Consider the following 24923-nt stretch of genomic DNA (forward strand, 5'->3'; position numbering starts at 1 on the left):
TCCGGCATGGAGTTCAGCGGGGCCAGTATCGGCGTCGTCGGCGCGCTAAAGGCCTTCCCGCTGCGGACGGCGGCGCGGCGCGTGACCCAGGGCGGCGGTCGACTGCACCGCGGCTTGCCGCGCGGCACCTCTATCGGGGTCTTCTGCCGCAGCTTGCTCTACCGGCTCGACCGCGCGACGATTGAGGACCGCGTGGATCGGGCCCGGGCCAGTGTCACCCGGCTGCAAAGCGAGGGCGGCCTGATGCGCCAGATGGGCTTGCTGAACCAGGCAGCACCAGGCGTGATGGCGCGCCAGGCGCTGCTCGATCAATCCGGCCTCACCCCCCACTCGCTTGACCTGCTCGCCCTGTTCGATGCGTTCGAGCATGACGCCGAGCCCTTCTCCTTCCGCGATCTCATCCTTGCCAGAAAATACGCCGGCCTCGAAAAGTCCGGCGCCAGCTGGCATGACATCGCGAGATCGCTGCATGGCGCAGGACCAGTTGGTTCACTGACGGCTTTGACGCTGCAGACCAGCGGCGACAGGATCATTGCTCAGGACCCCTATTCGCGGGCCGAGTTGGATGGCCAGCGTCTGCTGCCGCTCGAAGATCGGCCTGACGCCGCCGAGGACTATTACGTACACGCTGAAACGGCCGAGGAGGCAGGCCTATTCGTCGAAGCGGCGGTGCTCTACGGCCATTGCGCCGCTGTCGATGCGAGCGATGCGACAGCGCCATTCAATCAGGGCAACTGCCTGCGCGAGGCTGGCGATCTTCAAGGGGCGCAGATTGCCTATGCCACGAGCCTCAAGCGAGATCCGGCATTTGTCGAATCCTGGTTCAATTGCGGGGACGTATTGCGTCGGCTTGGGCGCCGCGCAGCCGCACGCGCCCATCTGCAGCGCGCCATCGCGCTTGACCCACTCTATGCCGATGCCATCTACAATTTGGCAGCCCTCGATTATGATATGGGCCACTACGACCCGGCGGTGACTGGTTGGCGCCGCTATCTCGAACTCGACGACAGCTCGGACTGGGCCCGACGCGCCAGGGCCGGGGTTACCCTCGTCGGCCAAATTACCCGGAGCCAGGCTCGATGAGCACCCAATTTCTGTTCGATGGCCCCGAGGATGCGCGCGTCACCCTGCTGTTGGCCCATGGCGCCGGCGCGCCGATGGATTCGGCATCAATGAACGCAACGGCAAAGGCGCTGTCCGAGCAGGGATTTCGCGTAGCGCGGTTCGAATTCGGCTATATGGCCAGCCGGAGAACGCCAGCGGGCAAGAAGCCGCCGCCGAAAGCGGAAAAAGTGATGCCAGAATTCATTGCCGCCGTGGATGATCTGGGACCCACCAACGGGCCGCTGATCATCGGCGGGAAATCGATGGGCGGACGGGTCGCCAGCATGGTCGCCGATGCGCTGTTGGATGCGGGCCGCATCGCCGGTCTTTTGTGCATTGGATACCCCTTCCATCCCCCCGGTCGACCCCAGCAATTGCGGACTGCGCATCTGACGGGACTCAAGACGCCCACGCTCATCTGCCAGGGCACACGCGACCAGTTTGGCGACCGCTACGAAGTGGGCGAATACGGCCTCTCGGACGAAATAGAACTGTTCTGGCTCGAAGACGGCGACCACGACCTCAAGCCGCGCAAGACGATCTCAGGCTTCACCACCGCCGAGCACTTGCAAAGCCTCGCCGGGCAGGTGTCGGACTGGGTGCATCGCATCGCCCCGTGAAGATCGCCACGTTCAACATCAACGGCATCAACCGGCGATTGCCCAACCTCATGGCTTGGCTGGCCGAGGCCGCTCCAGACATCGTCTGCCTGCAAGAGCTCAAGGCCACCGACAAACAGTTTCCCGCGTCCGCTCTGGCGGATGCGGGATACGAGGCGGTCTGGAAAGGCGAGGCAAGCTGGAACGGGGTCGCAATCCTTGTTCGCGACAGCACGCCGGTCCTGACGCGTGATGCCCTGCCCGGTGCCGGTGACGACCATCAGGCGCGGTATATCGAAGCTGCCTGCAATGGCGTGATCGTCGGTTGCCTATATGCGCCCAATGGCAATCCTCGGCCGGGACCCAAGTTCGACTACAAGCTCGCCTGGACCCAGCGCCTTGTTGAGCATGCGCTCGAGCTGTGGTCGAGCGATTTGCCGGTCGTCCTGGCGGGCGATTTCAATATCGTGCCCGAGCCAAGGGACATCTATGAAACCACTTCCTACAAGGACAATGCCCTCGTCCAACCCGAAAGCCGGGCCCTTTACCAGCAATTGCTGGATCAGGGGTGGGCCGACGCCATCCGCTGCAAACATCCCGAGGCAACGGTCTATACCTTCTGGGATTACAGGCGGAATCGCTGGCAACGGAATGCCGGACTACGCCTCGACCATCTGCTGCTCAGCGGCTCGCTGGCCGGGAAGCTCAAGCAGGCCGGCGTCGACAAGTTCGTGCGCGGTGCGGATGGCGCCAGCGACCACGCTCCGGTCTGGGTCAGGTTGCGGTGACGCTGCCGCGCCGCTGCACACGGCGGCGGCAGTTTGCCATGAGTTCGCCAGGGCCAGCACCTGCACGACTTCCCCTATAGGCCTCGGCAATGAGGTGCTTCGGCGAACCGCTTTCCTGCGTCAGCTTACAAAAAACCCAGGCCAAGTCGCTGATTTGTGGTGACGCTGCTCCAGCGCGCAGTTATCCACGGTGACGTGCGCCTGTCTGCAGCCCAGTCTCAAGCTCGCTTAAGCCAGGCCGATCACAAGAGAATCTTAGTCGACATGACGGATACTATTATACTCGGCGCCGGCATGGTTGGCGTGTCTACAGCACTGGCTCTGCAGGCTCAGGGGCATGTGGTGACAGTGGTCGACCGGCTCGGACCGGGCCAGGAAACCAGCTATGGCAATGCTGGCATCATCCAGGCTGAGGCCGTTGAGCCCTATCCGCTGCCGCTCGATCTGCCCACCCTGGTCGATATCGCACTGGCGCGCACCAACAATGTTGCTTGGAGTCTTGGCGGCATGCGCCACTGGCTGGGGCCCGTGCTGCGTTACGCGCAGCACTCACGGCCGGGCGGTTATCGGTCGAAGATTGTTCCTGCATGGGCCCGGATGATCCATCGCGCCACCGCCGACCACGGCGCGCTGATCACAGCGGCTGGCGCCGACGATCTTATCTCCCGTGACGGATATCGAAAGGTCTATCGCAGTGAGCGGGGTTTCGCGGCTGCCGCCGCAGCGGCCGAACGCTACCGTTCCGAACATGGCGTGCCGCACCAATTGCTGGATGGCGCCGAAATCGCGGCGGTCGAACCAGGCCTCCGTCATCCGCTGGCAGGGGCAGTGCATTGGACCAGCTCATGGTCTTGCAAGGACCCTGGCGCGCTGGTCGGGCGCTATGCAGCGCTATTTGAGCGCCAGGGCGGTCGTATCTTGCGGGGTGATGCGATGAGCCTGCAGCACAACGGACCCGGCTGGCAAATTGCCACCGATGCCGGACCAGTCAATGCGGAGCGCGCCGTGGTCTGCCTCGGCCCCTGGTCTCCGACCCTGTTGTCGCGCTTTGGGCATCGCGTTCCCATGGTATTCAAGCGGGGCTATCACCTGCATTTCCGAGTGGAGCAGGGGCCCCGCCTGCCTATGATGGATGTCGAGACAGGAACCTTCCTGTCCCCCATGACCAAGGGCCTGCGTATATTGACGGGCGCCGAACTGAACGGCCTCGGTGCAGCGCCCCGTCTGCGTCAGTTGCAACATTCGACCAAGTCGGCCCAGCAATTGTTCAAGCTGGGGGCTCCGGTCGAGGACCAGCCGTGGATGGGCACGCGTCCCTGCCTGCCGGGCATGCTGCCCATGATTGGGCGATCGCCACGCCAACCTGGCCTCTGGTATAATTTTGGTCATGGGCATCAGGGCTTTACCCTGGGTCCGACCACGGCACGCGTGCTGTCCGAGGCCATGAGCGCATCCTAGCAGCACCACCAACAGCGTCTACGAAGGCTCAGTCGAGGGGCGCATCTTGGTGATAAATGATCTCCGGCCGCCAGGTATTGTCATATCCCGCGCGTCATCCATAATGCGGCTGGCTTTGCCAAGAATGAACACTATAAAAAACTGCACAGACAGGGAGAAAACTATATGAACAAGTGGATCGCTATCGCGGCCGCGTCGCTGATGAGCCTTGCGGCGCAGCCAGCCGTTTCGCAGGATATGCAGTTCTTCCGTATTGGCACTGGTGGCACAGCCGGTACCTATTATCCGATCGGTGGTTTGATCGCGAATGCCATCTCCAATCCACCCGGTTCGCGCGCCTGTGATGAAGGTGGCTCCTGTGGCGTCCCCGGCCTGGTGGCGACCGCCGTTGCGTCCAACGGTTCGGTTGGCAATATCAACGGCGTTGCCGGTGGCAGCCTGGAGGCCGGCTTCTCTCAGTCTGACGTCGCCTATTGGGCACAGACCGGCACGGGCATTTGGGAAGACAAGGAAGCTATCTCCGACCTGCGCCTGATCGCCAATCTCTATCCAGAAAGCATCCATATCGTCGCCCGTGCGGACGCTGGCATCGAAACAGTTGCCGATTTGGCCGGCAAGAAGGTCTCGCTGGATGAGCCCGGTTCGGGCACACTGGTCGACGCCAAGATCATCCTTGATGCCTTCGGGCTGAGCGAAGACGATATTCAGGCCGAGTATCTCAAGCCAGACCAGGCTGCTGATCGCATGCGTGATGGCCAGATGGATGCCTTCTTCTTCGTTGGCGGCTATCCGGCTGGCGCGATTGCCGAATTGGCATCCGGCCATGATATCGTTCTGGTCCCTGTGACGGGCCCTGAAGTCGATGACTTGCTTGCCGAATACTCGTTCTTCGCCAAGGACAGCTTTCCGGCCGACACCTACGATGGTGTTTCCGAAGACGTCCCCACCCTGTCCGTTGGCGCGCAGATGGTGACATCGGCCAAGCTGTCCGAAGATCTCGTCTATGGCATCACCAAGGCGCTTTACAACGACAATACCCAGCGTCTGTTCGCCTCTGGCCATGCCAAGGGCAAGTTGATCACGCTCGATAATGCCGTTCAGGGCGCTGGCATTCCGTTCCACCCCGGTGCCGAGAAGTTCTATATGGAAGCCGGAAAGCTCTAAGCAGTTTCCAGCTTCACGATCATACGCGGCCAGTTTCTGGCCGCGTATTTTAATTCGGGATGAGACACCATGACCAGCAGCGCCCACAAGCAAGACAACCAAGCTCTTAGCGCCGAAGCCTTGCAGGCTCTGGAAAAGGAATATGATCCCGAGGCGCGCTTTCGACCGCTCGGGCGTCCCATCGCAATACTGACCAGCGCAATTCTGTTCTTGCTGGCATGCTACCATTTCTACACAGCCGGGTTTGGTATTCCCCAGGCCACGACCCATCGTGGCTTGCACATGGGCGTGTCGCTTTTTTTGGTGTTTCTCAGCTTTGCCGCTTTCTCTGGCGCCAGCAAACCCTCACGCCAGCCGAGCTTTTTTGGCCTGCCCATCCTCGATTGGATGCTGGCCCTTGTCGGCGCAGTAGCCTCGTTCTACGTTCCCTGGATCTATAGCGAGCTGGCATTCCGCGTCGGCGATCCTCTCGCCATTGATGTGCTCATGGGCACGGCGCTGCTGGTCGTTCTGCTCGAGGCGGTCCGACGCGCCATGGGTTGGCCTCTCCCGCTTATTGCCATCCTCTTCATGGCATATGCATATTTCGGCCAGCACATGCCGGGCATTTTTGTCCATCCGGGTGCTAGCTGGGACACCATCGTCAATCACCTTTATCTGACCTCGCAGGGTGTTTACGGCACCGCGCTGGGTGTCATCGCCACCTACGTTTTCCACTTCGTGCTGTTCGGCGTAATGGCCCAGCGCATCGGCTTGGGCAAACTTTTCATTGATCTGGCGAGCGCGCTGACGGGTCGATACTCGGGAGGGCCGGCAAAGGTGTCCGTGCTGGCCTCGGCCATGCTGGGCTCGATTTCGGGCTCATCCATCGCAAACACAGTCACCACCGGTGCGCTGACTATTCCCGCCATGATCAAGATTGGCTTCAAACGCCACTTCGCGGCCGCTGTAGAAGCCGCGTCGTCCACCGGGGGCCAGATCACGCCGCCAGTCATGGGTGCCGTTGCCTTCCTGATGGTCGAATATCTTGGCATCCCACTTCGCCTCATTCTGATTGCGGCCATAGTGCCGGCCTTCATGCACTTCTTCGGCGTGCTCATTCAGGTGCATCTCGAGGCGCGGCGGCAGGGCATCCGAGGGCTGAGCAAGGAAGAACTGCCGAACGCAGTCAAAGTGCTGCGCGAGGGCTGGATGTCGACTATTCCGTTGATATTGCTGATCTACATGCTGATGTCCGGGCGCACCCCATTCGCAGCAGCTTTTTGGTCGATTACGGCCTGTATGGCCGTCTATCTCGTACAGTCGTTCATGCGCAGCGGATTGGTCGGCGGACTCAAGGATTTCTGCATCGGCGTCTATGAGGGCTTTTCCCTCGGCGCACGGCAAACTCTTTCCATCACAGCTGCAGCGGCTTTGGTCGGCGTGGTGATTGGCGTCGTCACCCTCACCGGCGTCGGCTTCAAGATCGCCTTCATGGTCACTTCGGTTGCCCAGCAGTGGGCAGTCGATGTCTACGGGGTTCTGGCTTTCCTCCCATTTGAAGTGCTGAGCCAGGAGAACCTGACGCTGCTTTTCACCCTGATGATGACGGCTGTGGTGTGCGTGCTCATGGGCGCCGGCATTCCAACCACCGCGAACTACATTATCATGGTGGCCATCGCGGCGCCGGTTTTGGTCATGTTGAATGTCGAGCCCTTGGTGGCCCATTTCTTCGTGTTTTATTACGGGGTCATTGCTGACGTGACGCCACCTGTTGCTCTGGCCGCCTATGCCGCGTCTGGCATCGCGGGTGCCGATGCCTTCCAGGCGGGCAATACCGCATTCCGGCTTTCCATGGGCAAGGCGCTGGTGCCGTTCGTGTTCGTGTTCTCGCCCTCGCTACTGCTGATTACCGCCGATTTCACCTGGCCAGATTTCATCCTGGCCTTCACGGGCGCAGTTCTTGGAATCTTGTCGCTCTCGGCCGCCATTGCCAATTGGTTGACTGCGCCACTGTGGAAAATTGAGCGGCTTTTCCTCGTTGTCGGCGCTTTCCTGCTGATCGCGCCGGAATTAATCTCTACTGCTATCGGCTCGACAATTCTTGTCTTGGTCTGGCTCCGCCAGATCATCACCCAACGTAAGCTGCCTGCGGCGTCGGAGAATACTGCGGGCTAGGGAGCCCGCAGGATAGCTCGATTCATTGCCTCGATAGCTGGCTCGCCAACAGTTGCCGGCTGAATGGGGGCGCGCGACAGGCAATTCATCCTCAACGCCACACTCCCACCACGCGTGCAAATCACCTATATGTGGCACCAAAGCCAGTGAGTTGCCCGTGACCGAATTCTTCCGCATAGAGCGCCCCACCTTCGACCCGGCCAGTGGCGGGGCCGTTTTTGGCTATAGGCTGAACGATCTCGCCTTCACCGAAAAGCTGGTTCTGCCTACCGGGGCCAGCGAAAGCGCGGCCGCCTCGCCCGCCTTCGAAAAGCTGCTCGGCCTCACCGCTATCGTGCTCGGCGTTTCCTACTTCAAGCTGCGCGCGCCCTTCGCCATCCAGGCGCCCGACATTGCGCTGAACGCAGCCGAGCGCGCCTTCGTCATCGATGTCTATGAAAATGGTATGGGAGAATTCTACGCCCGCAATGCGCTCACCCGCTTCGGCAAGCTCGAGCTGGCCGCGCCGCATGATCCCGAAGAGCACAAGCCGGCCCCGGATCTGCCCAACCGCACTTTGCTGCCCATTGGCGGGGGCAAGGATTCCCTCGTCAGCGTTGATCTGCTGACCCATACCGGCCAGCCCTTCACGCCCTTTGCGGTCAATCCCAAGGGGCCGATCCTCACCTCGGTCGAGGCCATCGGCACCCCGCCGCTTTATGTCACCCGCACCCTCGACCCGGAAATGATCCGCCTCGGACAAGAGACCGGCTACTACAACGGCCACGTCCCCTCCACTGCCATCAATTCGATGATCGCGTCTCTGTGCGCCCTGCTTTTCGGCTACGACCAGATCGTGCTCTCCAACGAGCGCTCCGCCAGCGAGGGCAATGTCATGTTCGACGGGCGCGAGACCAATCATCAATATTCCAAGTCTCTCGGCTTCGAACTGCTGACTGCCGATACCCTCGCCAATGCCACCGGCGGCGCGCTGAAATATTTCTCGCTGCTACGCCCCTATTCGGAAGCACGCATCGCCTCGCTTTTCACCAAGGAGCAGAAGTTCGACGCCGTCTTTTCGAGCTGCAATCGCAACTTCCGCCTCGATGGCAATGACGGCCCGCTTTGGTGCGGCGAGTGCCCCAAATGCCATTTTGTGTTCCTGATTTTCGCGCCCTTCATGGCCAAGGACCGCATGCTGCGGATATTTGGCCGCAACTTGCTCGACGATCCGGCCAATGAACAGTCCTTCCGCGAACTGGCCGGCCTGACCGGCCAGAAGCCCTGGGAATGCGTGGGCGAAATCCTTGAGGCCGCGGCCTGTTTCTACACCCTTACCCGCCACGCCGATTGGCATGAGGACGCCGTTGTGCGCGCCATCAAGACGGATCTGTTCGCCCAATATGGCGAGGAAAAGCTGCAGCGCGCCATGGCCGAATGCCTGACCGACAGCCACGACCACCATATCCCCCCGGCGCTCGCCGCCAAGGTGGCCGCCTATGCGGTTTGAAGAACCCGTCCTGCTCTACGGCGCCGGGCGCGAAGCGCTCTCTTCGCGCGCTTTTCTCAAGGCACGGCAACCAGACCTCAAGGTCTATGTCACGGTCGACAGCGGCACTGCCGATATTCCCGATACCGAACTGATTGCCGCCACCGACCTGCCCGCCGCCATCGCCGCGCGCCGTTTCGGCCTTATCATCAAGAGCCCCGGCGTTTCGCGCTACAAGCCCATCTTCGAGGCAGCGCGCAATGCGGCTATTCCGGTTACCTCCAACCTCAATCTCTGGGGTGCCAGTTTCCGGCATGACCGCACCGTCATTGCCATCACCGGCACCAAGGGCAAGTCGACCACCGCCACGCTCACCCATCTCATGCTCACCCGTTCGGGCATCGATGCAGGCCTGGCCGGTAATGTTGGCCTTGCTCCGCTCGAGATCACCGATAAACATGCCGTCGTGGTCTTCGAGCTCTCCAGTTATCAGACTGCGGACATGAACTTCCTGCCTGATGTGGCCGCGCTGACCAACCTCTATCCTGAGCATGTCGACTGGCACGGCTCGGTCGAGCGCTACTACGCCGACAAGCTCCACCTGATTGATCGCGATGGCGGCTTTGCCGTGGCGCTCGGAACCGCCGCCAAAGGCAACGCTCTTGTCGCCCGCGCCGTGCGTGATCACCGCCGCCTACTTCCCGACCTCACTGCCGAGGTGAGCATCGCCGTCGAAAACGCCGTGGCCGGCTCGCGCCTGCGCGGCGCGCACAATCTCGACAATGCCCTGCTCGCCGCCCAGATCACCTTAGGTGTTGGCGGCACACTCGATGGCATCATGCAGGGCATCGCCGCCTTCCGTCCCCTGCCACACCGCCTCGAAGAGCACCGCATTGGCGATCATGTCATCGTCAACGATTCCATCGCGACCACGCCCGAGGCGACCAAGGCGGCCCTCGCCGCCTATCCCGGCCGCCGCATCGCCCTGATTGCCGGCGGACATGAAAGGGGGCAGGATTATACCGAGTTGGCCGGCCTCTTGGTTTCACGCGGCGTCACCACCCTGGTCACCCTGCCGGTCACCGGCACGCGTCTGGCGCAGGCCACGCGAGTCCTCAACACTGACATTCTTGTCATCGAAGCGCCGGATCTCGACCACGCGATCAGCGCGCTTTCGAACCAGAAGACGCGTTTTGACACGCTGATCCTTTCGCCCGGCGCGCCCTCTTACAATCAGTTCAGGAATTTCGAGGAGCGCGGCGCCCGCTTCGTCGAACTCTGTCGCGTCAGGTTCGCCCAGGGTGTTACGCGCGATCAACCAGCCCCGGGTCAGTAAGGGGAATTGAGCGACGCTTCCGGCACCCCGGCCCGTTTCAGGCCGGTCTCTATCCGTTCAAGTAAGGCGAGGTCCGTCGCCCGCTCCCGCATGCGCGGAAGGATCCCGGCCTCTCGGAACGAGTGCACCTCGAGGACCCGTGGCAATTGCAGGTCAACCAGCTCCTCTTCGCCTGTCGCCTGCGCCGCCAGTAGCGCTAGAATGCTGCCCAGTTCGACATCCATCCGCGCACAGCGTTCTGCATGAGACAGCGCCCTGCGATATTCGGCATCAAACAGCGATGCCAGCGCTGGCACGCAGAAATACCAATTCGGAATTTGTGTCTGCGGTACGGATGAAATGGCCCGCTGTGCCGACCGGACGGCAGCATTCAGCCGTCCGATCAATGCCAGGTGACGCGCATGTGCCGCCATCGCGTCGATATTGGACGGGTTGATCTGCAGCGCCGTGCCATAGGCAGCTTCTGCCGCGTCATGCAGGCCCATCATCTCATCGAGCCGCGCCCGCTGCTCCCAGACGAAGCTGCTGCGCGGATTGGACAGTATTGCCCGATCCAGCATTTCGTCGGCCTCGGCCAGCCGATCATCCAACGTCAGCACGGCGTTGGCACCTTCGCCGACTCCTTCTGCAATCAAGCTGGCGAGTCCAGCGAGCACATTCCCATTCTCACGCTCGCTCTCCGGCAACCCCGATACACAGGATCGAATACGTTCCGCCAACCCAAGCGATCCCGAGGTGCGGTACATGCTGAACAGTACGCCGCAAAGATAGAAACTTTCCCGACCCGCAATACTGCCCTGCCTCAGAAATGCCCTGGCATGATCATGAAGGGGCCCGCGTGTTCCGCCTAGCAACAGGATCAACTCCTGCGAGATCGCATCAACACCGCCCCTGCGCGTGAATTGATCGCGCGGAAACGATGCCGACCAGTTCCAGATGATCGAGTTTGTCTCCAACTCGGTCAATATCGCCCCCACCTGATAGTCTTGCGGCGACATGGCGTCGCTCCGCACAATACCAGTCAGGGAATAGTCTTCGTCACGCCCGTCCTCACTCCTGCTATCCAACGCAGCATCAACGATCACCAAAGATTCAAAATCCGTCACCAACTCGATGGCCAGCGCCGATATGGCTGGGGTTATGCTGCTATCCTCGGTCAGGTTCTGAAATTCCATGACCCGCAGGCGCGGTGGCTGCATGGCGCCGCTGGCCACGACCCCCTGCCCGCGTCGCGTCTCGACTGTCGAAAGCGAATAGGCCAGCGCCGCTGCACCTATGGCGAGGACCAGCAGGACAAACCAGGACACGGTGACCTGCCCGCGCGCCACCGTCGCCTTGCCGCCCCCGGCAATGTGTTCCTGTGTCGCCTCAGACGTCGAGTTCTCATCAGCGGTCCCGGTCCCCGACGAGTTTGTCGTGTCTGCCGAGACAAACACGGGGACGTAGCGCCCGATTGGCAATTGAATCTGAACGTCATCATCGCCCCCGGGACCGCGATAATACTGGTCGAGCAGGGAGCGCAAGCGCCTCGCCTGCACGCGAACAATCGGGTCCGCCTGCGGATCGAAATCGGGCGGGCGTCCAAAAACATCCACGGCGATTGAATAGGCTTTGATCGTTTTGCCCTCGCCGGCTAGTTGCCGATCAACGATGTATGACAGGAGTCCGGCCAATTGGGGCGAACGCGCGATTTCGGGCCAGTCAAGTAAGCGGGCCAACGCCCGTTTTACCCCCTCCCGGTCCGAATTGTCCGCCAATGCACTAGGCCTCCTACGCCGCCTCAATCATAGTGAATCGGTTTACATGTAAAACACAAGGGCGGCTTACCCATGTGTTACCCGATTTTGCCTCCCTGAATTGGGCAGCATCAATCATACGCCCGACCGTCGACGTCATTGACTCGACCTGTTTGCCAGGCGGTTAGGCCCCGCTCCAGACCAGTTTACAAATCGATAAACCACCTGCCCGAGCACCTCAGCGGCACTCGGACGGCGTTAGCGCTTTTGCGTAGCACCCACCTTGCGGCGGGGAAGAGGTGACTTTTGAACGTTGTTAGCGGCGACATGCCCTTCATCGCGTTGATTGATGATGACGGCCATTCTGCGCATCTGTTGATCCGCATGCTTGCCGCACACGGGGCTCCGCAGGTCAGACATATCGGCTCGGCCGAAGCGAGCGAAGCTTTCCTCGTCGAGTGCCTGTCCGATATCGATCGCGAATGGCCGGGCTTGGTGATCCTGGATCTCAAGAGCCATAGCGGGGCCAATCTGGAATTTGTCACCCGTCATCAGGCTTTGCTGCGGCAAAAGGGCATTCCCCTTGCCGTGATGATGCAGACCACGGACCGGGCCCGCCGCCAGGAAATGCAGGATTCAGGTGCTGCGACAGTATTTTTTCGGCAAGCCGAACTCGACGCCTATCGGCGCGAGGCGGCAGCCATAGTCAGTTTCTGGGCGCGCAATCAGCGCCTGGATGCGGTTGGCATGTGATTCCTGCGTCCACAGGTTACATGCCTCTAGGCGGAGAGTGATGCTGCGCGCGGGTCCCCGGACCGGCATGCATTCCCAAGTATCCTCTCCGTCGACCTCAAAGGTTGGCGGTCTGCACCACCGCTAACCCTTACGCGCGGTCCCTGCCTTTTGTGGACCCGACGCATGGGCGCGGATGTGGCACCTCCCGGCTGCATCCGTATGGGGAGAAGCAAATGGCCGGAGGCGCATGTCCCTCAGCGTCACACGGCACGCCTGTTGCTTCTCCCCGCGGCCCTTCTGCCAAGCAGTTTCTCAATCTGGTTTGGGTTCTTCCCCGCGCACGATATGGTGCGCGAAGGCGCGCAACGCGGCCATGACGATGACGGCGAGCAAGGCTACCCCTGCTGCGACAAGGTAATATCCCAGCGAAGTAGCGACGCCGGCAGCGCCGGCCAGCCACATGCCGGCACCTGTTGTCAGCCCCTGCACGCCGGCCCCACTCCGAAATATCGCGCCTGCCCCAAGAAAGGCTATGCCGGCCGTGACCGCCTCCACCGCGCGGATGGGATCGGAATTAGTCTGACTAGCGTCCTGAATGGTGTGGAAGATTTCAAAGGCCAGGATGGTGAAAAGCGCCGCCGCCACGGACACCAGAATATGTGTCCGCAAGCCCGCTTCGGCCGTATTGACCTCCCGCTCGAAGCCGATCAACGCGCCGAGGACGGCGGCGATGGCGAGGCGAATCGCGATGATATGAGTAGGAAGATGGCTGTCCACCCAGCCGATGGAATTGCCGATATCCATGGGATCCTGTCCGGACTTGTGACGCTTATATCACAACACCTTGGGCCCCTGGCGGTTCCGCGCGAAAGCACGGGAACGCAAGACCGTCCTAGCTGGCTGGAGTCGGCGCTGGCTGCATCATCCCGAAGACGAGGTAGACAATGGCGAACAGCACCACGATCCCAATCAGCGAGAGGACAAGCACGCGCAGGTTCATCCTGCGTGGATTGGCCTGACGCACTTCCGTCGTGTTCTTGTCCGGATCGTAGGTTTCCATGTGACGCTCCTGTAGGTGTTCAATCAGCAACAACGAACGGAGGGCAGCGCGGTTCCTTGTTCTGTCCTCACAGGGACTTGACTGCGCTCCCCACGAGGTCGACTTTTCGGCATGAACAAGAATGAGAATAAGACCATGACCAGTCCCGCCCTGCTCACCCGCATGATCATGGCCGGACAGGGCAAGGCGCCGGCGGATCTGGTTATCCACAATATCGGACTGCTCGATGTCATCACCGGCGCGGTGACCACAACCGATATCGCCATCGTCGCCGATCGTATCGTGGGCACGCATGCTTCCTATGAAGGTGAGCAAGTCATTGATGGCACCGGCCGATTTGCTGTCCCCGGGTTCATCGACACCCATCTGCATATCGAATCGTCGCTGGTGACGCCGCTGGAGTTCGACCGCTGCGTGCTGCCCCATGGGGTAACCACCGTGCTGTGCGACCCGCACGAAATCGCCAATGTGCTGGGCGCCGAGGGCATTCGCTACTTTCTCGACAGCGCTGAACGCACCATCATGGATGTGCGCGTCAATCTTTCGTCCTGCGTGCCGGCAACGCCCTTCGAGACGGCCGGCGCACGGCTCGAAATCGACGACCTCCTACCCTTCCGCAGCCATCCTCAGGTCGTGGGCCTGGCCGAGATGATGAACTTCCCCGGCGTGCTCGGTGCGGATCCGGGTATCATCGCCAAGCTTGTCGCCTTTCAGGACGGCCATATCGATGGTCATGCGCCCCTGCTGCTTGGCGAGGCACTCAATGGCTATCTGGCCGCTGGCATCCGCACCGACCACGAAGCCACCAGCGCCGCGGAAGCGCGCGAAAAGCTCGCCAAAGGCATGGCCATCCTCATCCGCGAAGGTTCAGTGTCGAAGGACCTCAATGCGCTAGCCGAGATCCTTGACGAGAACAGCTCGAGCTTCGTGGCCCTGTGCACCGATGACCGCAATCCGCTCGATATTGCCGAGGAAGGACACCTCGACAGTTCGATCCGTCGCCTTATCGCCATGGGCCGGCCACTGCACCATGTCTATCGCGCCGCCAGTCATTCCGCCGCCCGCATTTTTGGCCTCAAGGACCGTGGCCTGGTGGCGCCCGGCTGGCGTGCCGATATCGCCATTCTCGATAGTCTTGAAGACTGCCGCGTCCGTGATGTCATCGCGGCGGGCCGTTTGGTGACCCCCGAACTGTTCGAAACGCGGGGGGACGTCGCTCCAGTCGGGCTCCACTCAGTCAAGGCAAAGCCGGTCACCTCAGACGCCTTCATCACCGAGCCCAGGCCGGGTCAGAACCGCGTACCGGTCATTGGCGTTCGCCCAGGTCTCATCCTGACCTTCCGGGAAGAAGCCAGCCTCGCCTCGACCGATCAGGGACTGCAGCCCGATCTCGATGCCGATGTCATCAAGGTAGCTGTCATCGAGCGCCATGGCAGGAACGGCAATATCGGCCGCTCCTTCGTTACCGGCTTCGGCCTCAAGCGCGGCGCCATTGCCTCCTCAGTTGGGCACGACAGCCATAATATCACGGTGGTCGGTGCCACCGATGCGGACATGGCCATTGCGGTCAACCGGCTGATTGAATTGGGGGGCGGCTTTGTCGTCTCAGATGGCGCCCAGGTGACAGCCGAATTGGCTCTGCCTATTGCCGGCCTGATGAGCCTTAAGAGCTTCGAGGAGGTTGCCGAAGATTTGCATCATCTGCGCGACGCCGCCAGGGCGCTCGATTGCGTGCTGCCCGAACCCTTCCTGCAAGTCGCCTTTCTCGCCCTCCCGGTAATCCCGCATCTCAAAATGACCGACAGGGGCCTCTTCGACGTCGACAAATTCGATTTCGTGAGTTGAGGCGGTGGGCCTTTCATCCCTCTACCTGGCCTGGGTAGAAGACCTGCCGCCACGCCTTAATGGCGTGCGCAAGCGGCGCGGTCTTTCCCTCGCCATGGATGACGGGGTGATCCTCAAAACCGATCACTACGCCCCGGACACGCCGGGGCCGCACCCAACCATACTGATGCGCTTGCCCTATGGACGACAAGGCTTTGGCGGCATTGCCGAGGCCTATGCCGAACGCGGCTTTCATGTCGTGATTCAGGCCTGCCGCGGCACTGAAAAGTCAGGGGGCGAGTTTGATCCGTTCGCCAATGAGCGCGCCGACGGTCTGGCCACGCTCAACTGGATCAAGCAACAGGACTGGTTCGATGGCCGCATCGGTCTCACCGGTCCCAGCTATCTGGGCTACGCGCAATGGGCCATCAGCGACGCCTTGCCGCCGACCGCCGCCATGGCGACCAAAGTGACAACCGCTGACTTTCGCCCGGTTGTCTTTCCCTCTGGCGCCTTCCATCTCAATCTCTGGCTAAGCTGGGTCCAGGTCATCGAGGGCCTGCGCAACAGCCCCCTGGCCACGGCGGCGCGCATGTTTTCCGGCGATATCGAGCGCCGAACCGAAAAAGCAGCTGCCGTCCTGCCGCTGATCGAAGCCGACAAGATCGCCGTCCGCCACAAGGTGACGTTCTGGCGCTATTGGTTCGACCATGCAATTGGCAATGACGCCTTCTGGACCGAGTTGGACCACCGCCACCGCCTGACCGAACAAACGCCACCCGTGCACTTCATCTCGGGCTGGTACGATTTCATGCTCGACCCGCTCCTGGCCGACTACCAGAAGTTGGTGTCACTGGGCCACCGGCCTTTCCTGACCATCGGCACCTGGTTCCATGTGGCCGAGGAATTGCAGCGCGACAACCTGCGCGAAACCCTGACCTGGATGCGGGCATGGCTGATGGGCGACAAATCTGGCCTGCGGCAGCGGCCGGTGCGCATGCACATATCGGGGTTGGACGAGTGGTTTGAATTCGATGCGTACCCGCCGGGACCCTCCCAACCTTCTAACTGGTATGTCTCGGCCGAAGGGAAGCTCACCCAAACCGATGATCGCGCCACAGGCATGGACCGCTATCGCTACGATCCAGAAGACCCGACGCCCAATCTGGGGGGCGCGATCTTTGCCTTTACCGGTGCCGGGGCGGTCAACAACGAAACACTTGAGGCCCGCTCCGACGTTCTGAGCTATACCAGCCGCGTTCTCACCAGTGCATTGACCATTATCGGCCAATGCACCGTCACCCTCGAAGGTCGCGCGAGCTTGCCGGATGTCGACGTCTTTGTGCGCCTCAACGATGTGGACCCGAACGGCGTCTCCAGAAATATCTGTGACGGTTTCGTCCGCGTCACGCCCAATACACCCCGGCAATCCAACGGATGCTGGCGCCTCACCGTCCCCCTGCATGCCACTGCACATAGTTTCCGCGCCGGTCATCGCCTGCGCCTGCTCGTCGCTTCAGGAGCGCATCCGCGCTATGCCCGCAATCTGGGGACAGATGAGCCGATCAACTCAGCGACGATCATGGTCGCAAACGACATCGAAATCGTCCGATCCTCAATCAGCATCACACTGCCCGGTTATGATGTCGGCTGAGTTCGCGGCGAGTAGAGACGCACACGCGTCACACCGGTCGGGTTAACAATCTGACAAACCTGAAAAATCCCCTCGACGACCACAATCGCACCACGGTGCGATGAGCTCACCAGATCGTCCGTTGCAAATTTAGTTATTTTACATAACAATCCATCCTGCAGCTTGATGCTCAACGGAGGAGATGAGATGCGACTGCAATGGAAGAACGCCGTGGCCATGGGCACGGTGATAATCGCGACCGGTTGGGCTGGATCGGCCCACGCCAAGGCCCTGAATTGCACGGATTTGGCCGCGCAGGATTTCGGCATCGATGGACTGGTCATTACTTCGGCCGCAGCCGAGCCGGTGGGCGAGAACGCACCGGTTGCCCACTGTCTGGTTCGCGGCCACATCGCCGAACGCACTGGCATTGATGGAAAGACCTACAAGATCAGCTTCGAGCTCCGCCTGCCGGATGAGTGGAATGGCCGCTTCGTGCACCAGTTCAATGGTGGCAATGACGGCGCCGTTGTGCCGGCCTTGGGCAATATTTTCACGTCCGATCCTGCCGACACGGCCCTGGCTCGCAACTATGCCGTGGTTTCCAGTGACGCCGGCCATGATGGCAGCGCCAACCCGGAAGCTGGGCTGGCGGGCGGTGCCCGCTTCGGTTTCGATCCCGAAGCCCGCAGCGACTACGGCTATGCCGCGGTCACCAAACTCAATCCTGTCGCAACCGATCTGGTAGAAGCCTATTATGGCGAAGACATCGCTTACAGTTACGGGGTTGGAGGCTCCAATGGCGGTCGTCACGCCTTGGTCCAGGCGACGCGTTCGCCAGAGGCCTTCGACGGCATCCTCGCAGCCTATCCCGGCTTCAACCTGCCCAAGGCCGCCATTCAGCACGCCTGGGATGTGCAAAGCTTCAAACCCATTACCGGAGATGTGCGCACTGCATTCAGCCAGGAGGACCTGACGCTGGTTGCCGATGCGGTCCTGGCGGCTTGCGATGGACTGGATGGTCTGGAGGACGGTATCATCGCCGACCACCCGGCTTGCCAAGGCGCATTTGATGTCACTACCCTCACCTGCGACCCAGAAGAGGCAAATGCCTGCCTTGCCCCGGCGCAGGTCGAGGCGCTGCAGCGGATTCATGCCGGCCCCACAAATTTAACAGGAGAACAGCTCTACAGCGATTGGGCCTGGGATCGCGGCATTGCCAGCGGTGACTGGCGCTTCTGGAAGCTTGAGAGCGGCATTCCGCCTTGGGATGGCATGCCTCTGATCGCCACCATGGGTGCCGCCTCCCTGGCACAGATCTTCTCCAACCCGCCGGTGGAGATCGATGGTACGCCTGCGGCGCTGGAGCAATATCTGCTCGACTTCGATTTCGACAATGATGTCAGTGTAGACGCAACCGACGCGACATTTGCCGAATCGCCAATGGAATTCATGACGCCGACAGACGTGGACAATCCCGAACTCGCAGCGTTCCGGGATGCTGGCGGAAAAATGATTGTCTTCCACGGCATGAGCGATCCGGTATTTTCGGCGCTCGATACCATCGACTGGTATGAAAAGCTCGACGCCAATAATGGCGGAGACGCCGAGGACTTCGCTTTGCTCTACCCCATTCCAGGCATGACCCACGGCACCGGCAGCCCGGCAGCGGACAAATTCGACGCCTTCACCGAATTGGTGGAATGGGTCGAGAACGGCGAACAGCCAACCCACCTGGTGGCGACAGCGACACCGGACAACCCCTATGTGCCGGAGTTGATCGGCGTTACCCGCAAGCTGTGCCCCTACCCCGCCATCGCGCGTTATCAGGGCGGAGACGAAGCCAGCCACCAAAGCTTCGCCTGCCAATAAGGAGCAAAGAGCCCGCCGAAAGGCGGGCTCTCGATTTGGATCAGTGAGCGTCGCGTGCTTTCACCTTGCGGCGCGCAGCATGCAATAGCGGTTCGGTATAGCCGCTGGGTTGGTCGGCCCCGTGCAAGGCCAGATCCAGCGCCGCCTGAAATGCAACCGACTGGAAGTTTTCGGCCATGGGGCGGTAGAGCGGATCACCGGCGTTCTGTTCGTCCACCACGCTGGCCATACGTTCGAATACCGAAGTGACTTCGTCGCGGCTGACCAGACCGTGCCGCAACCAGTTGGCAACGGCCTGGCTTGAGATACGGCAGGTTGCGCGGTCTTCCATCAGCCCGACATCATTGATGTCCGGCACCTTGGAACACCCCACACCCTGCTGCACCCAGCGCACGACATAGCCCAGTATCCCCTGCGCGTTGTTTTCCAGCTCGCGGGTAATCTCTTCCCGGCTCAAGGAATATGGTGCCTGAACGGGCATGGAGAACAGATCCGACAGCCCCGGTAGCGCCTCATTGTGCCGGCGCTTCTGTGCTTCGAACACGTCGACCTGATGGTAATGCAGAGCATGCAACGTCGCTGCCGTCGGCGAGGGCACCCATGCCGTGTTGGCACCTGCGTTCGGGTGACCGATCTTGGCATCCATCATCGCCGCCATGTCGTCCGGCCGCGCCCACATGCCCTTGCCGATCTGCGCCTTGCCCGAGAACCCGCAGGCCAGACCGATCAGCACGTTCCGGTCCTCATAGGAATTGATCCATTTTTCGGACTTGATCTCGTCCTTGCGCAGCACCGGGCCAGCTTCCATCGAGGTGTGGATTTCGTCACCCGTGCGGTCGAGGAACCCGGTGTTAATGAAGAAAACCCGCTGCCGCGCTGCGTAGATTGCGGCTTTGAGATTGGCCGAGGTCCGCCGCTCCTCATCCATGATGCCGATCTTGATGGTGTTGGGTTTCAAGCCAAGGAACTGTTCCACAGACGCAAAAATCGCGCAGGCAAACGCCACTTCCTCGGGACCATGCATCTTGGGCTTGACCACATAGATTGAGCCATTGCGCGAATTGTTTCCCTCGTCGTGCATGGCGCAAAGCGCGGTGACGGCCGCATCCATCAACCCTTCGCCCACCGGCTTGCCATCGAGCAGTACGGCATCGGTAGTCATCAGGTGCCCCACATTGCGCACCAGCAGCAGCGAGCGGCCCTTGAGCACGAGGTCCTTGCCGTCGACGCCCTTGTAGACCCGGTCGGCCTTGAGCTTGCGGGTAACAGTCTGCCCACCCTTCTCGAACGTATCTTCGAGATTGCCCTGCATCAATCCGAGCCAGTTGCGATAGACCCCAACCTTGTCCTCGGCATCCACCGCCGCAACGGAGTCCTCGCAGTCCTGAATCGTGGTCAGCGCTGATTCCACGATGACATCGCTTAATCCCGCAGCGTGCGTCCCCCCGATCGGGCTTGACCTGTCGATCACCAGAATGGCATGCAGTCCATTGTGCCGAAGGACGATTTCGGCCTTATCGCCCTCGCCAGCATAACCGACAAATGCCGAACCATCCGCGAGCGTCGCGGGACCGGTCTTGGTGTCGATCACGAGATTAGCCAGACCGCCCTGCTCGGCCACCACATAGGACGTGACGTCGGCATGGCTTCCGGCGGTCAGCGGAAAGGCCTCGTCCAGAAACTGCGCCGCCCGCGCCACCACGGCCGCGCCGCGTGCGGGGTTGTAGGCCTTGCCGGGCGCCAGATCACCGTCGCGGCTGACAGCATCGGTGCCATAGAGGGCATCATATAGGCTCCCCCAGCGCGCATTAGCGGCATTGAGGGCATAGCGGGCATTGGAAACCGGCACGACGAGCTGCGGCCCGCAAATGCTGGAAATCTCAGGATCCAGTCCCTCGGTTTCGATGGAAAAATCAGCTGGCTCCTCGACCAGATAGCCGATCTCCTTGAGGAAGAATTCATAGCCTTGGGCGTTGTTGGCGACCGGCCCGTACTTGCGGTGCCATTCATCGATCTTGGCCTGGATGTCGTCCCGCTTCGTCAGCAGCTTGGCATTGGTCGGCGCATGCTCGCGCACCAGCGCTGCAAAGCCTTCCCAGAACTGATCCGCCGTTACCGACAGACCCGCCAACGCCTGATTCTCGACGAAGTCGACGAGAAGCGGATGAACGGACAGGCCGGATTTGGTCAAATAGTCACTCATGGCGGAAGGCTCTCCAATCGCAATTGTGATGAAGGTGTAGGCCATAGCGGCCCTGCTTCACAACCCGACCAAAGTGGACTTCGCCCTTGCGCCAGCAACATAGACCTCGGCAATGGACCGGTCATCGCCCATTGTCTGGAGCAGGAACAGCTCTTCGGCCAGTGTTGTCATGGTGGTGTGCCGCATCCGCATGGTGGGTGTGGCACCTGCATCGAGCACGACAAGGTCCGCTGCCCGGCCCGGCGCAATCGAGCCGATGGTGTTACCCAGCCCGAGCGCCTCGGCATTGCCACGCGTCGCCATGTGGAAGGAAGAGAGCGGGTTGAGCCGCTGACCGCGCAACTGCAAAACCTTGTAGCCTTCATCCAGCGTGCGCAGCATGGAAAGGCTTGTGCCCCCGCCAATATCGGTGGCGATGCCGACACGGACGCCATTGTTCATCAACCGCTCACGGTCAAACAGCCCTGAACCTAGAAACAGGTTCGACGTGGGGCAGAAAACGGCTACCGACCCGGTCTCTGCCAGCACGCCGACCTCTCGATGATTGAGGTGTATGCTGTGCCCCAAAAGGGTCTTCGGCCCGAGTAGCCCGTAATCCTCGTAGATGCCGGTATAGTCGGGTGAGGTGGGATAAAGCTCCATCGACAGACTGATTTCGGCGTCATTCTCGCTCAGATGCGTCTGCACAAAACACTCTGGGTGCTCCTGCACCAAGGCCCGTGCCATCTCCATTTGTTCGGGCGTCGAGGTGATCGCAAAGCGAGGCGAGATCGCGTAGAGCGCCCGACCTCGCCCGTGCCAGCGCGCAATCAATGCCTTGGTGTCGTCATAGCCGGACTGGACCGTATCGCACAGTTCCTCTGGCGCATTGCGATCCATCATCACCTTGCCGCCAACCATCAGCATATTTCGCCGCTGGGCCTCGGCAAAGAATGCATCCACCGAGCGTGGGTGGCTTGAACAGTACGCCACGGCGGTTGTGGTCCCATGCCGGATCAGTGCATCGTAGAAATCAACAGCCACAGCATCGGCATGCCCCTGCTGAGAAAATTTCTGCTCCTCGACGAAGGTATAGGTATTGAGCCATTCCAGAAGCGATCCGGCATAGGCGGCCATCATCTGGCTCTGCACATAATGCAGATGCAGGTCGATGAAACCGGGCATGATCAGGTTCGGGCGATGATCGATGATGACGGCGCCTGCCGTCTCGGCCTCGGAGAAATCCCCGACGGCCACCACCAGACCGCCCTCCATGCTGACGGCGCCGTCCTCCAGATAGAGATAGCTCTCGACATCATCGAGGGCTTGCGGGGCACGCAGAAAACTCAGCACGCGCCCGCGCAATATGGTGCGCGTCATGAGCCCGAACCTTCGCGGTACCATTCGATTAGCAAGGCCCGCTCCGCCTCGGTCATTTCGGTAACATTGCCCGGTGGCATAGCGTGGCTCCAACCGGCCTGTATGGCGATTTGGTGGGCGTTGTTGGCAATGGCGATATCAGTGTCGAGAAAGACGTTTTTGGGCGCCTCATAGACACCCTCCCACACGGGCTCCGCGGTGTGGCACATAGCACAGCGCGTCTGCACCGCCAGGCTGGCCGACGCGAAATGCTCGGTGGCCATGAACTTTTCGCCGCTCGCGGTCACCAGCGCTTCGCTGTCGGCCCCAGGCAGCTTGGGCGAGGTCGATAGCCAGGCAATGACCAGCATCAGCGCCACCGCGATCGCCCAGGTCCAGTGCGGATTGCCCTTGCGCGCATGGCGGGTGTTGAAATAGTGCCGGATGACGACGCCAACCAGGAAGATCAGGCTCGCAATGATCCAGTTCCACTGCGTGGCAAAGGCCAGCGGATAGTGGCTCGAGAGCATGAAGAAGATCACCGGCAGCGTCAGATAGTTGTTATGCAGGCTCCGCTGCTTGGCGATCTTGCCATATTTGGCGTCCGGCACCCGCCCGGCCTTGAGATCCCCCACCACGATTTTCTGATTTGGAATGATGATCATGGCCACATTGGCCGTCATGATGGTCGCGGTGAAGGCGCCCATATGCAGCAAGGCCGCTCGACCGGTGAAGAGCTGGGTATAGCCCCAGCTCATGGCCACCAGAATGGCAAACAGCACCAGCATCAGTCCGCTCGTCGACTGCCCGATCGGCGACTTGCACAGCGTGTCATAGAGCAGCCAGCCCAGCACAATCGAGCCGGCCGAAAGCAGGATCGCCGCCCAGCTCGGAACGTCCAGCACATTGCGGTCAACCAGGAACAGATCGGCCCCGACATAGTAGAGCAGCGCCATCAGCATCGCGCCCGATAGCCAGGTCGCGTAACTTTCCCATTTGAACCAGGTCAGGTGCTCGGGCAGAAATTCTGGCGCCACCAGATATTTCTGAATGTGATAGAACCCGCCGCCATGCACCTGCCACTCTTCACCATGCGCCAATGGCGGCAGGCTCGGCGTCTTGCGCAATCCTAGGTCCAAGGCAATGAAATAGAAAGACGAGCCGATCCAGGCGATAGCCGTCACGACATGCAGCCATCGGGCCGCGAACATCGTCCATTCGTAAAATATCGCCAGATCGCCCATCAAAGTCTCCGTCAGCCCCTTTGTGTCTCCATCCCCGGAGACATGCAAAAAGGGCGGGCGCATGCCCGCCCCCTCAGCTTACATCGCGCGCGCCATTAAGCTGGCGGAATCACGCCTTCGACATACCAGTCCATGCTGAGCAGCTCGGCATCGGTCAAGGTCACGCCGGCGGCCACCTTTTCGGCACCGGTATGATCGTTGATCGGACCGGTGAAGATGTTGAAGGAGCCATCGATCTGTCCGTTCTTCACGGCCTCAGCGGCAGCAACGACATCTTCGGGCACCTTCGGGCCATATTCGCCGATCATGACTTCGCCTTCGGCGAGACCCGGCCAGCTATCCTTGCTCTCCCAGGTGCCGTCGAGAACGGCCTGAGCAGTCTTGACGTAGTGCGGGCCCCAATTGTCGATGATCGAGGTGAGCTGTGCCTGCGGCGCAAAGGCACTCATGTCGGCGCCCTGGCCAAAACCGCCTACAATGCCGCGTTCCTCGGCAACCTGCAGGGCGGCCGGACCATCCGTGTGCTGGGCAATGATGTCGATACCCTGGTCGATCATGGCGCGGGCCGCATCGGCTTCCTTGGCCGGGTCATTCCAGGTCGAAATATAGACCGGCGTGATGGTGAAGTCGGGATTGATCTTGCGCGCTGCGAGCACGAAAGAATTGATACCCATCACCACTTCGGGGATCGGGAACGAGCCGATATAACCGGCCTTGCCGGTCTTCGACATATGCCCGGCAATGGTGCCGCAAACAGCGCGGCCTTCGTGGAAACGGGCATTGTAAGTACCCACATTATCCGCGCGCATATAGCCGGTGGCGTGTTCGAAGGTGATATCGGGGAACTGTTCGGCGACCTTGATCACCGAGTCACCAAAACCAAAGCTGGTGGCAAAGATGAGCTTGCAACCCTGCTGCGCCAATTCGCGCAGCACGCGTTCGCAGTCTGGACCTTCCGGCACGTTCTCGACATAAACAGTTTCGACGGCATCGCCGAGCTGCTCTTCGAGATAGAGCCGACCCTGGTTGTGCGCATAGTTCCAGCCATTGTCGTTGATCGTGCCGACCAGCACGAAGCCGACCTTGAGCGGTTCGGTCTGGGCAAAGGCCTTTGAGCCCAGCAGCGGCAGGGCTGCAGCGGCACCACCGATCTTGAGCAGGTTACGACGGTTTAGGGTCATCTGTTCTCTCCTGATTGACGTCA

19 protein-coding genes are annotated in these 24923 nt (G+C 60.9%); 12 read left to right on the top strand and 7 right to left on the bottom strand.

The genetic code is table 11. The features are described from left to right. Positions 1-6: 6 nt before the first annotated feature. The 8 genes from GGR20_RS07510 (at position 7) to murD (ending at position 10074) form a co-directional block, all read left to right on the top strand. The gene (locus tag GGR20_RS07510) at positions 7-1083 is read left to right on the top strand and encodes a tetratricopeptide repeat protein (RefSeq protein WP_183310635.1); all 1077 of its coding nucleotides are present in this window, start codon (positions 7-9) and stop codon (positions 1081-1083) included. Continuing rightward, complete coding sequence (locus tag GGR20_RS07515) at positions 1080-1724, top strand: alpha/beta hydrolase family protein (protein ID WP_183310636.1); 645 nt, start codon at positions 1080-1082, stop codon at positions 1722-1724. Before GGR20_RS07510 ends, GGR20_RS07515 begins: the two co-directional genes overlap by 4 nt. Then, positions 1721-2491, top strand: a complete 771-nt coding sequence (xth, locus tag GGR20_RS07520; RefSeq protein WP_183310637.1) for an exodeoxyribonuclease III — start codon at positions 1721-1723, stop codon at positions 2489-2491. The genes GGR20_RS07515 and xth overlap by 4 nt, the downstream gene beginning before the upstream one ends. Positions 2492-2755: 264 nt before the next feature. Then, positions 2756-3949, top strand: coding sequence for an NAD(P)/FAD-dependent oxidoreductase (locus GGR20_RS07525; protein WP_183310638.1), 1194 nt, complete (start codon positions 2756-2758; stop codon positions 3947-3949). Positions 3950-4114: 165 nt separating this feature from the next. Continuing rightward, a complete protein-coding gene (locus GGR20_RS07530) occupies positions 4115-5113 on the top strand; it encodes a TAXI family TRAP transporter solute-binding subunit (RefSeq protein ID WP_183310639.1) in 999 nt (332 codons plus the stop codon). A gap of 69 nt (positions 5114-5182) precedes the next feature. Further along, positions 5183-7270 (top strand): TRAP transporter permease, encoded by a 2088-nt coding sequence (locus GGR20_RS07535; RefSeq protein ID WP_183310640.1) that lies wholly within the window; start codon positions 5183-5185, stop codon positions 7268-7270. Between the two features lie 157 nt (positions 7271-7427). Then, positions 7428-8759, top strand: coding sequence for a MurL-like N-terminal domain-containing (locus tag GGR20_RS07540; protein WP_183310641.1), 1332 nt, complete (start codon positions 7428-7430; stop codon positions 8757-8759). After that, positions 8749-10074 (top strand): UDP-N-acetylmuramoyl-L-alanine--D-glutamate ligase, encoded by a 1326-nt coding sequence (gene murD, locus GGR20_RS07545; protein ID WP_183310642.1) that lies wholly within the window; start codon positions 8749-8751, stop codon positions 10072-10074. The genes GGR20_RS07540 and murD overlap by 11 nt, the downstream gene beginning before the upstream one ends. Here murD and GGR20_RS07550 read toward each other — a convergent pair. Next, positions 10068-11792, bottom strand: coding sequence for a tetratricopeptide repeat protein (locus GGR20_RS07550; RefSeq protein ID WP_183310643.1), 1725 nt, complete (start codon positions 11790-11792; stop codon positions 10068-10070). The two genes, murD and GGR20_RS07550, sit on opposite strands and share 7 nt — an antisense overlap. A gap of 324 nt (positions 11793-12116) precedes the next feature. Here GGR20_RS07550 and GGR20_RS07555 point away from each other — a divergent pair, with 324 nt between their 5' ends. Further along, entirely contained in the window at positions 12117-12563 is a 447-nt protein-coding gene (locus GGR20_RS07555; protein WP_183310644.1) for a response regulator, read from the top strand. Between the two features lie 294 nt (positions 12564-12857). On the opposite strand, the gene GGR20_RS07560 is transcribed toward GGR20_RS07555, so the two are convergent. Further along, complete coding sequence (locus GGR20_RS07560) at positions 12858-13349, bottom strand: MgtC/SapB family protein (RefSeq protein WP_183310645.1); 492 nt, start codon at positions 13347-13349, stop codon at positions 12858-12860. Positions 13350-13437: 88 nt separating this feature from the next. Beyond that, entirely contained in the window at positions 13438-13605 is a 168-nt protein-coding gene (locus tag GGR20_RS07565; RefSeq protein ID WP_183310646.1) for a hypothetical protein, read from the bottom strand. A gap of 135 nt (positions 13606-13740) precedes the next feature. Between GGR20_RS07565 and ade the strand changes: the two genes are divergently transcribed. From ade to GGR20_RS07580, 3 genes are all read left to right on the top strand, one after another. Next, positions 13741-15450: an adenine deaminase gene (gene ade / locus GGR20_RS07570; protein ID WP_183310647.1), complete on the top strand. Its 1710-nt coding sequence runs from the start codon at positions 13741-13743 to the stop codon at positions 15448-15450. A 4-nt stretch (positions 15451-15454) separates the two neighbouring features. Beyond that, positions 15455-17083: a CocE/NonD family hydrolase gene (locus GGR20_RS07575; protein WP_183310648.1), complete on the top strand. Its 1629-nt coding sequence runs from the start codon at positions 15455-15457 to the stop codon at positions 17081-17083. Positions 17084-17269: 186 nt separating this feature from the next. Beyond that, positions 17270-18934, top strand: coding sequence for a tannase/feruloyl esterase family alpha/beta hydrolase (locus GGR20_RS07580; protein ID WP_246349487.1), 1665 nt, complete (start codon positions 17270-17272; stop codon positions 18932-18934). A gap of 40 nt (positions 18935-18974) precedes the next feature. Here the strand turns inward: GGR20_RS07580 and GGR20_RS07585 are convergent, their stop codons facing one another. The 4 genes from GGR20_RS07585 to GGR20_RS07600 all read right to left on the bottom strand — a co-directional run bounded on the left by GGR20_RS07585 (position 18975) and on the right by GGR20_RS07600 (position 24900). Further along, complete coding sequence (locus tag GGR20_RS07585; RefSeq protein WP_183310649.1) at positions 18975-21137, bottom strand: malate synthase G; 2163 nt, start codon at positions 21135-21137, stop codon at positions 18975-18977. A gap of 57 nt (positions 21138-21194) precedes the next feature. After that, the gene (guaD, locus tag GGR20_RS07590) at positions 21195-22496 is read right to left on the bottom strand and encodes a guanine deaminase (protein WP_183310650.1); all 1302 of its coding nucleotides are present in this window, start codon (positions 22494-22496) and stop codon (positions 21195-21197) included. Next, complete coding sequence (locus GGR20_RS07595; protein ID WP_183310651.1) at positions 22493-23719, bottom strand: urate hydroxylase PuuD; 1227 nt, start codon at positions 23717-23719, stop codon at positions 22493-22495. The genes guaD and GGR20_RS07595 overlap by 4 nt, the downstream gene beginning before the upstream one ends. Positions 23720-23814: 95 nt before the next feature. Next, positions 23815-24900: a BMP family ABC transporter substrate-binding protein gene (locus GGR20_RS07600; RefSeq protein WP_183310652.1), complete on the bottom strand. Its 1086-nt coding sequence runs from the start codon at positions 24898-24900 to the stop codon at positions 23815-23817. Between the last annotated feature and the right edge of the window lie 23 nt (positions 24901-24923).

It is taken from the genome of Devosia subaequoris, assembly GCF_014197055.1.
Classification (GTDB): domain Bacteria; phylum Pseudomonadota; class Alphaproteobacteria; order Rhizobiales; family Devosiaceae; genus Devosia; species Devosia subaequoris.

What these genes read in the sequence shown, in the direction of transcription:
- GGR20_RS07560 (WP_183310645.1), bottom strand. Translation starts at nt 13,349, where the DNA reads ATGGATATCGGCAATTCCATCGGCTGGGTGGACAGCCATCTTCCTACT.
- GGR20_RS07525 (WP_183310638.1), top strand. Translation starts at nt 2,756, where the DNA reads ATGACGGATACTATTATACTCGGCGCCGGCATGGTTGGCGTGTCTACA.
- GGR20_RS07510 (WP_183310635.1), top strand. Translation starts at nt 7, where the DNA reads ATGGAGTTCAGCGGGGCCAGTATCGGCGTCGTCGGCGCGCTAAAGGCC.
- GGR20_RS07565 (WP_183310646.1), bottom strand. Translation starts at nt 13,605, where the DNA reads ATGGAAACCTACGATCCGGACAAGAACACGACGGAAGTGCGTCAGGCC.
- GGR20_RS07530 (WP_183310639.1), top strand. Translation starts at nt 4,115, where the DNA reads ATGAACAAGTGGATCGCTATCGCGGCCGCGTCGCTGATGAGCCTTGCG.
- guaD (WP_183310650.1), bottom strand. Translation starts at nt 22,496, where the DNA reads ATGACGCGCACCATATTGCGCGGGCGCGTGCTGAGTTTTCTGCGTGCC.
- murD (WP_183310642.1), top strand. Translation starts at nt 8,749, where the DNA reads ATGCGGTTTGAAGAACCCGTCCTGCTCTACGGCGCCGGGCGCGAAGCG.
- GGR20_RS07515 (WP_183310636.1), top strand. Translation starts at nt 1,080, where the DNA reads ATGAGCACCCAATTTCTGTTCGATGGCCCCGAGGATGCGCGCGTCACC.
- GGR20_RS07585 (WP_183310649.1), bottom strand. Translation starts at nt 21,137, where the DNA reads ATGAGTGACTATTTGACCAAATCCGGCCTGTCCGTTCATCCGCTTCTC.
- GGR20_RS07580 (WP_246349487.1), top strand. Translation starts at nt 17,270, where the DNA reads ATGCGACTGCAATGGAAGAACGCCGTGGCCATGGGCACGGTGATAATC.
- GGR20_RS07535 (WP_183310640.1), top strand. Translation starts at nt 5,183, where the DNA reads ATGACCAGCAGCGCCCACAAGCAAGACAACCAAGCTCTTAGCGCCGAA.
- GGR20_RS07595 (WP_183310651.1), bottom strand. Translation starts at nt 23,719, where the DNA reads ATGGGCGATCTGGCGATATTTTACGAATGGACGATGTTCGCGGCCCGA.
- ade (WP_183310647.1), top strand. Translation starts at nt 13,741, where the DNA reads ATGACCAGTCCCGCCCTGCTCACCCGCATGATCATGGCCGGACAGGGC.
- GGR20_RS07600 (WP_183310652.1), bottom strand. Translation starts at nt 24,900, where the DNA reads ATGACCCTAAACCGTCGTAACCTGCTCAAGATCGGTGGTGCCGCTGCA.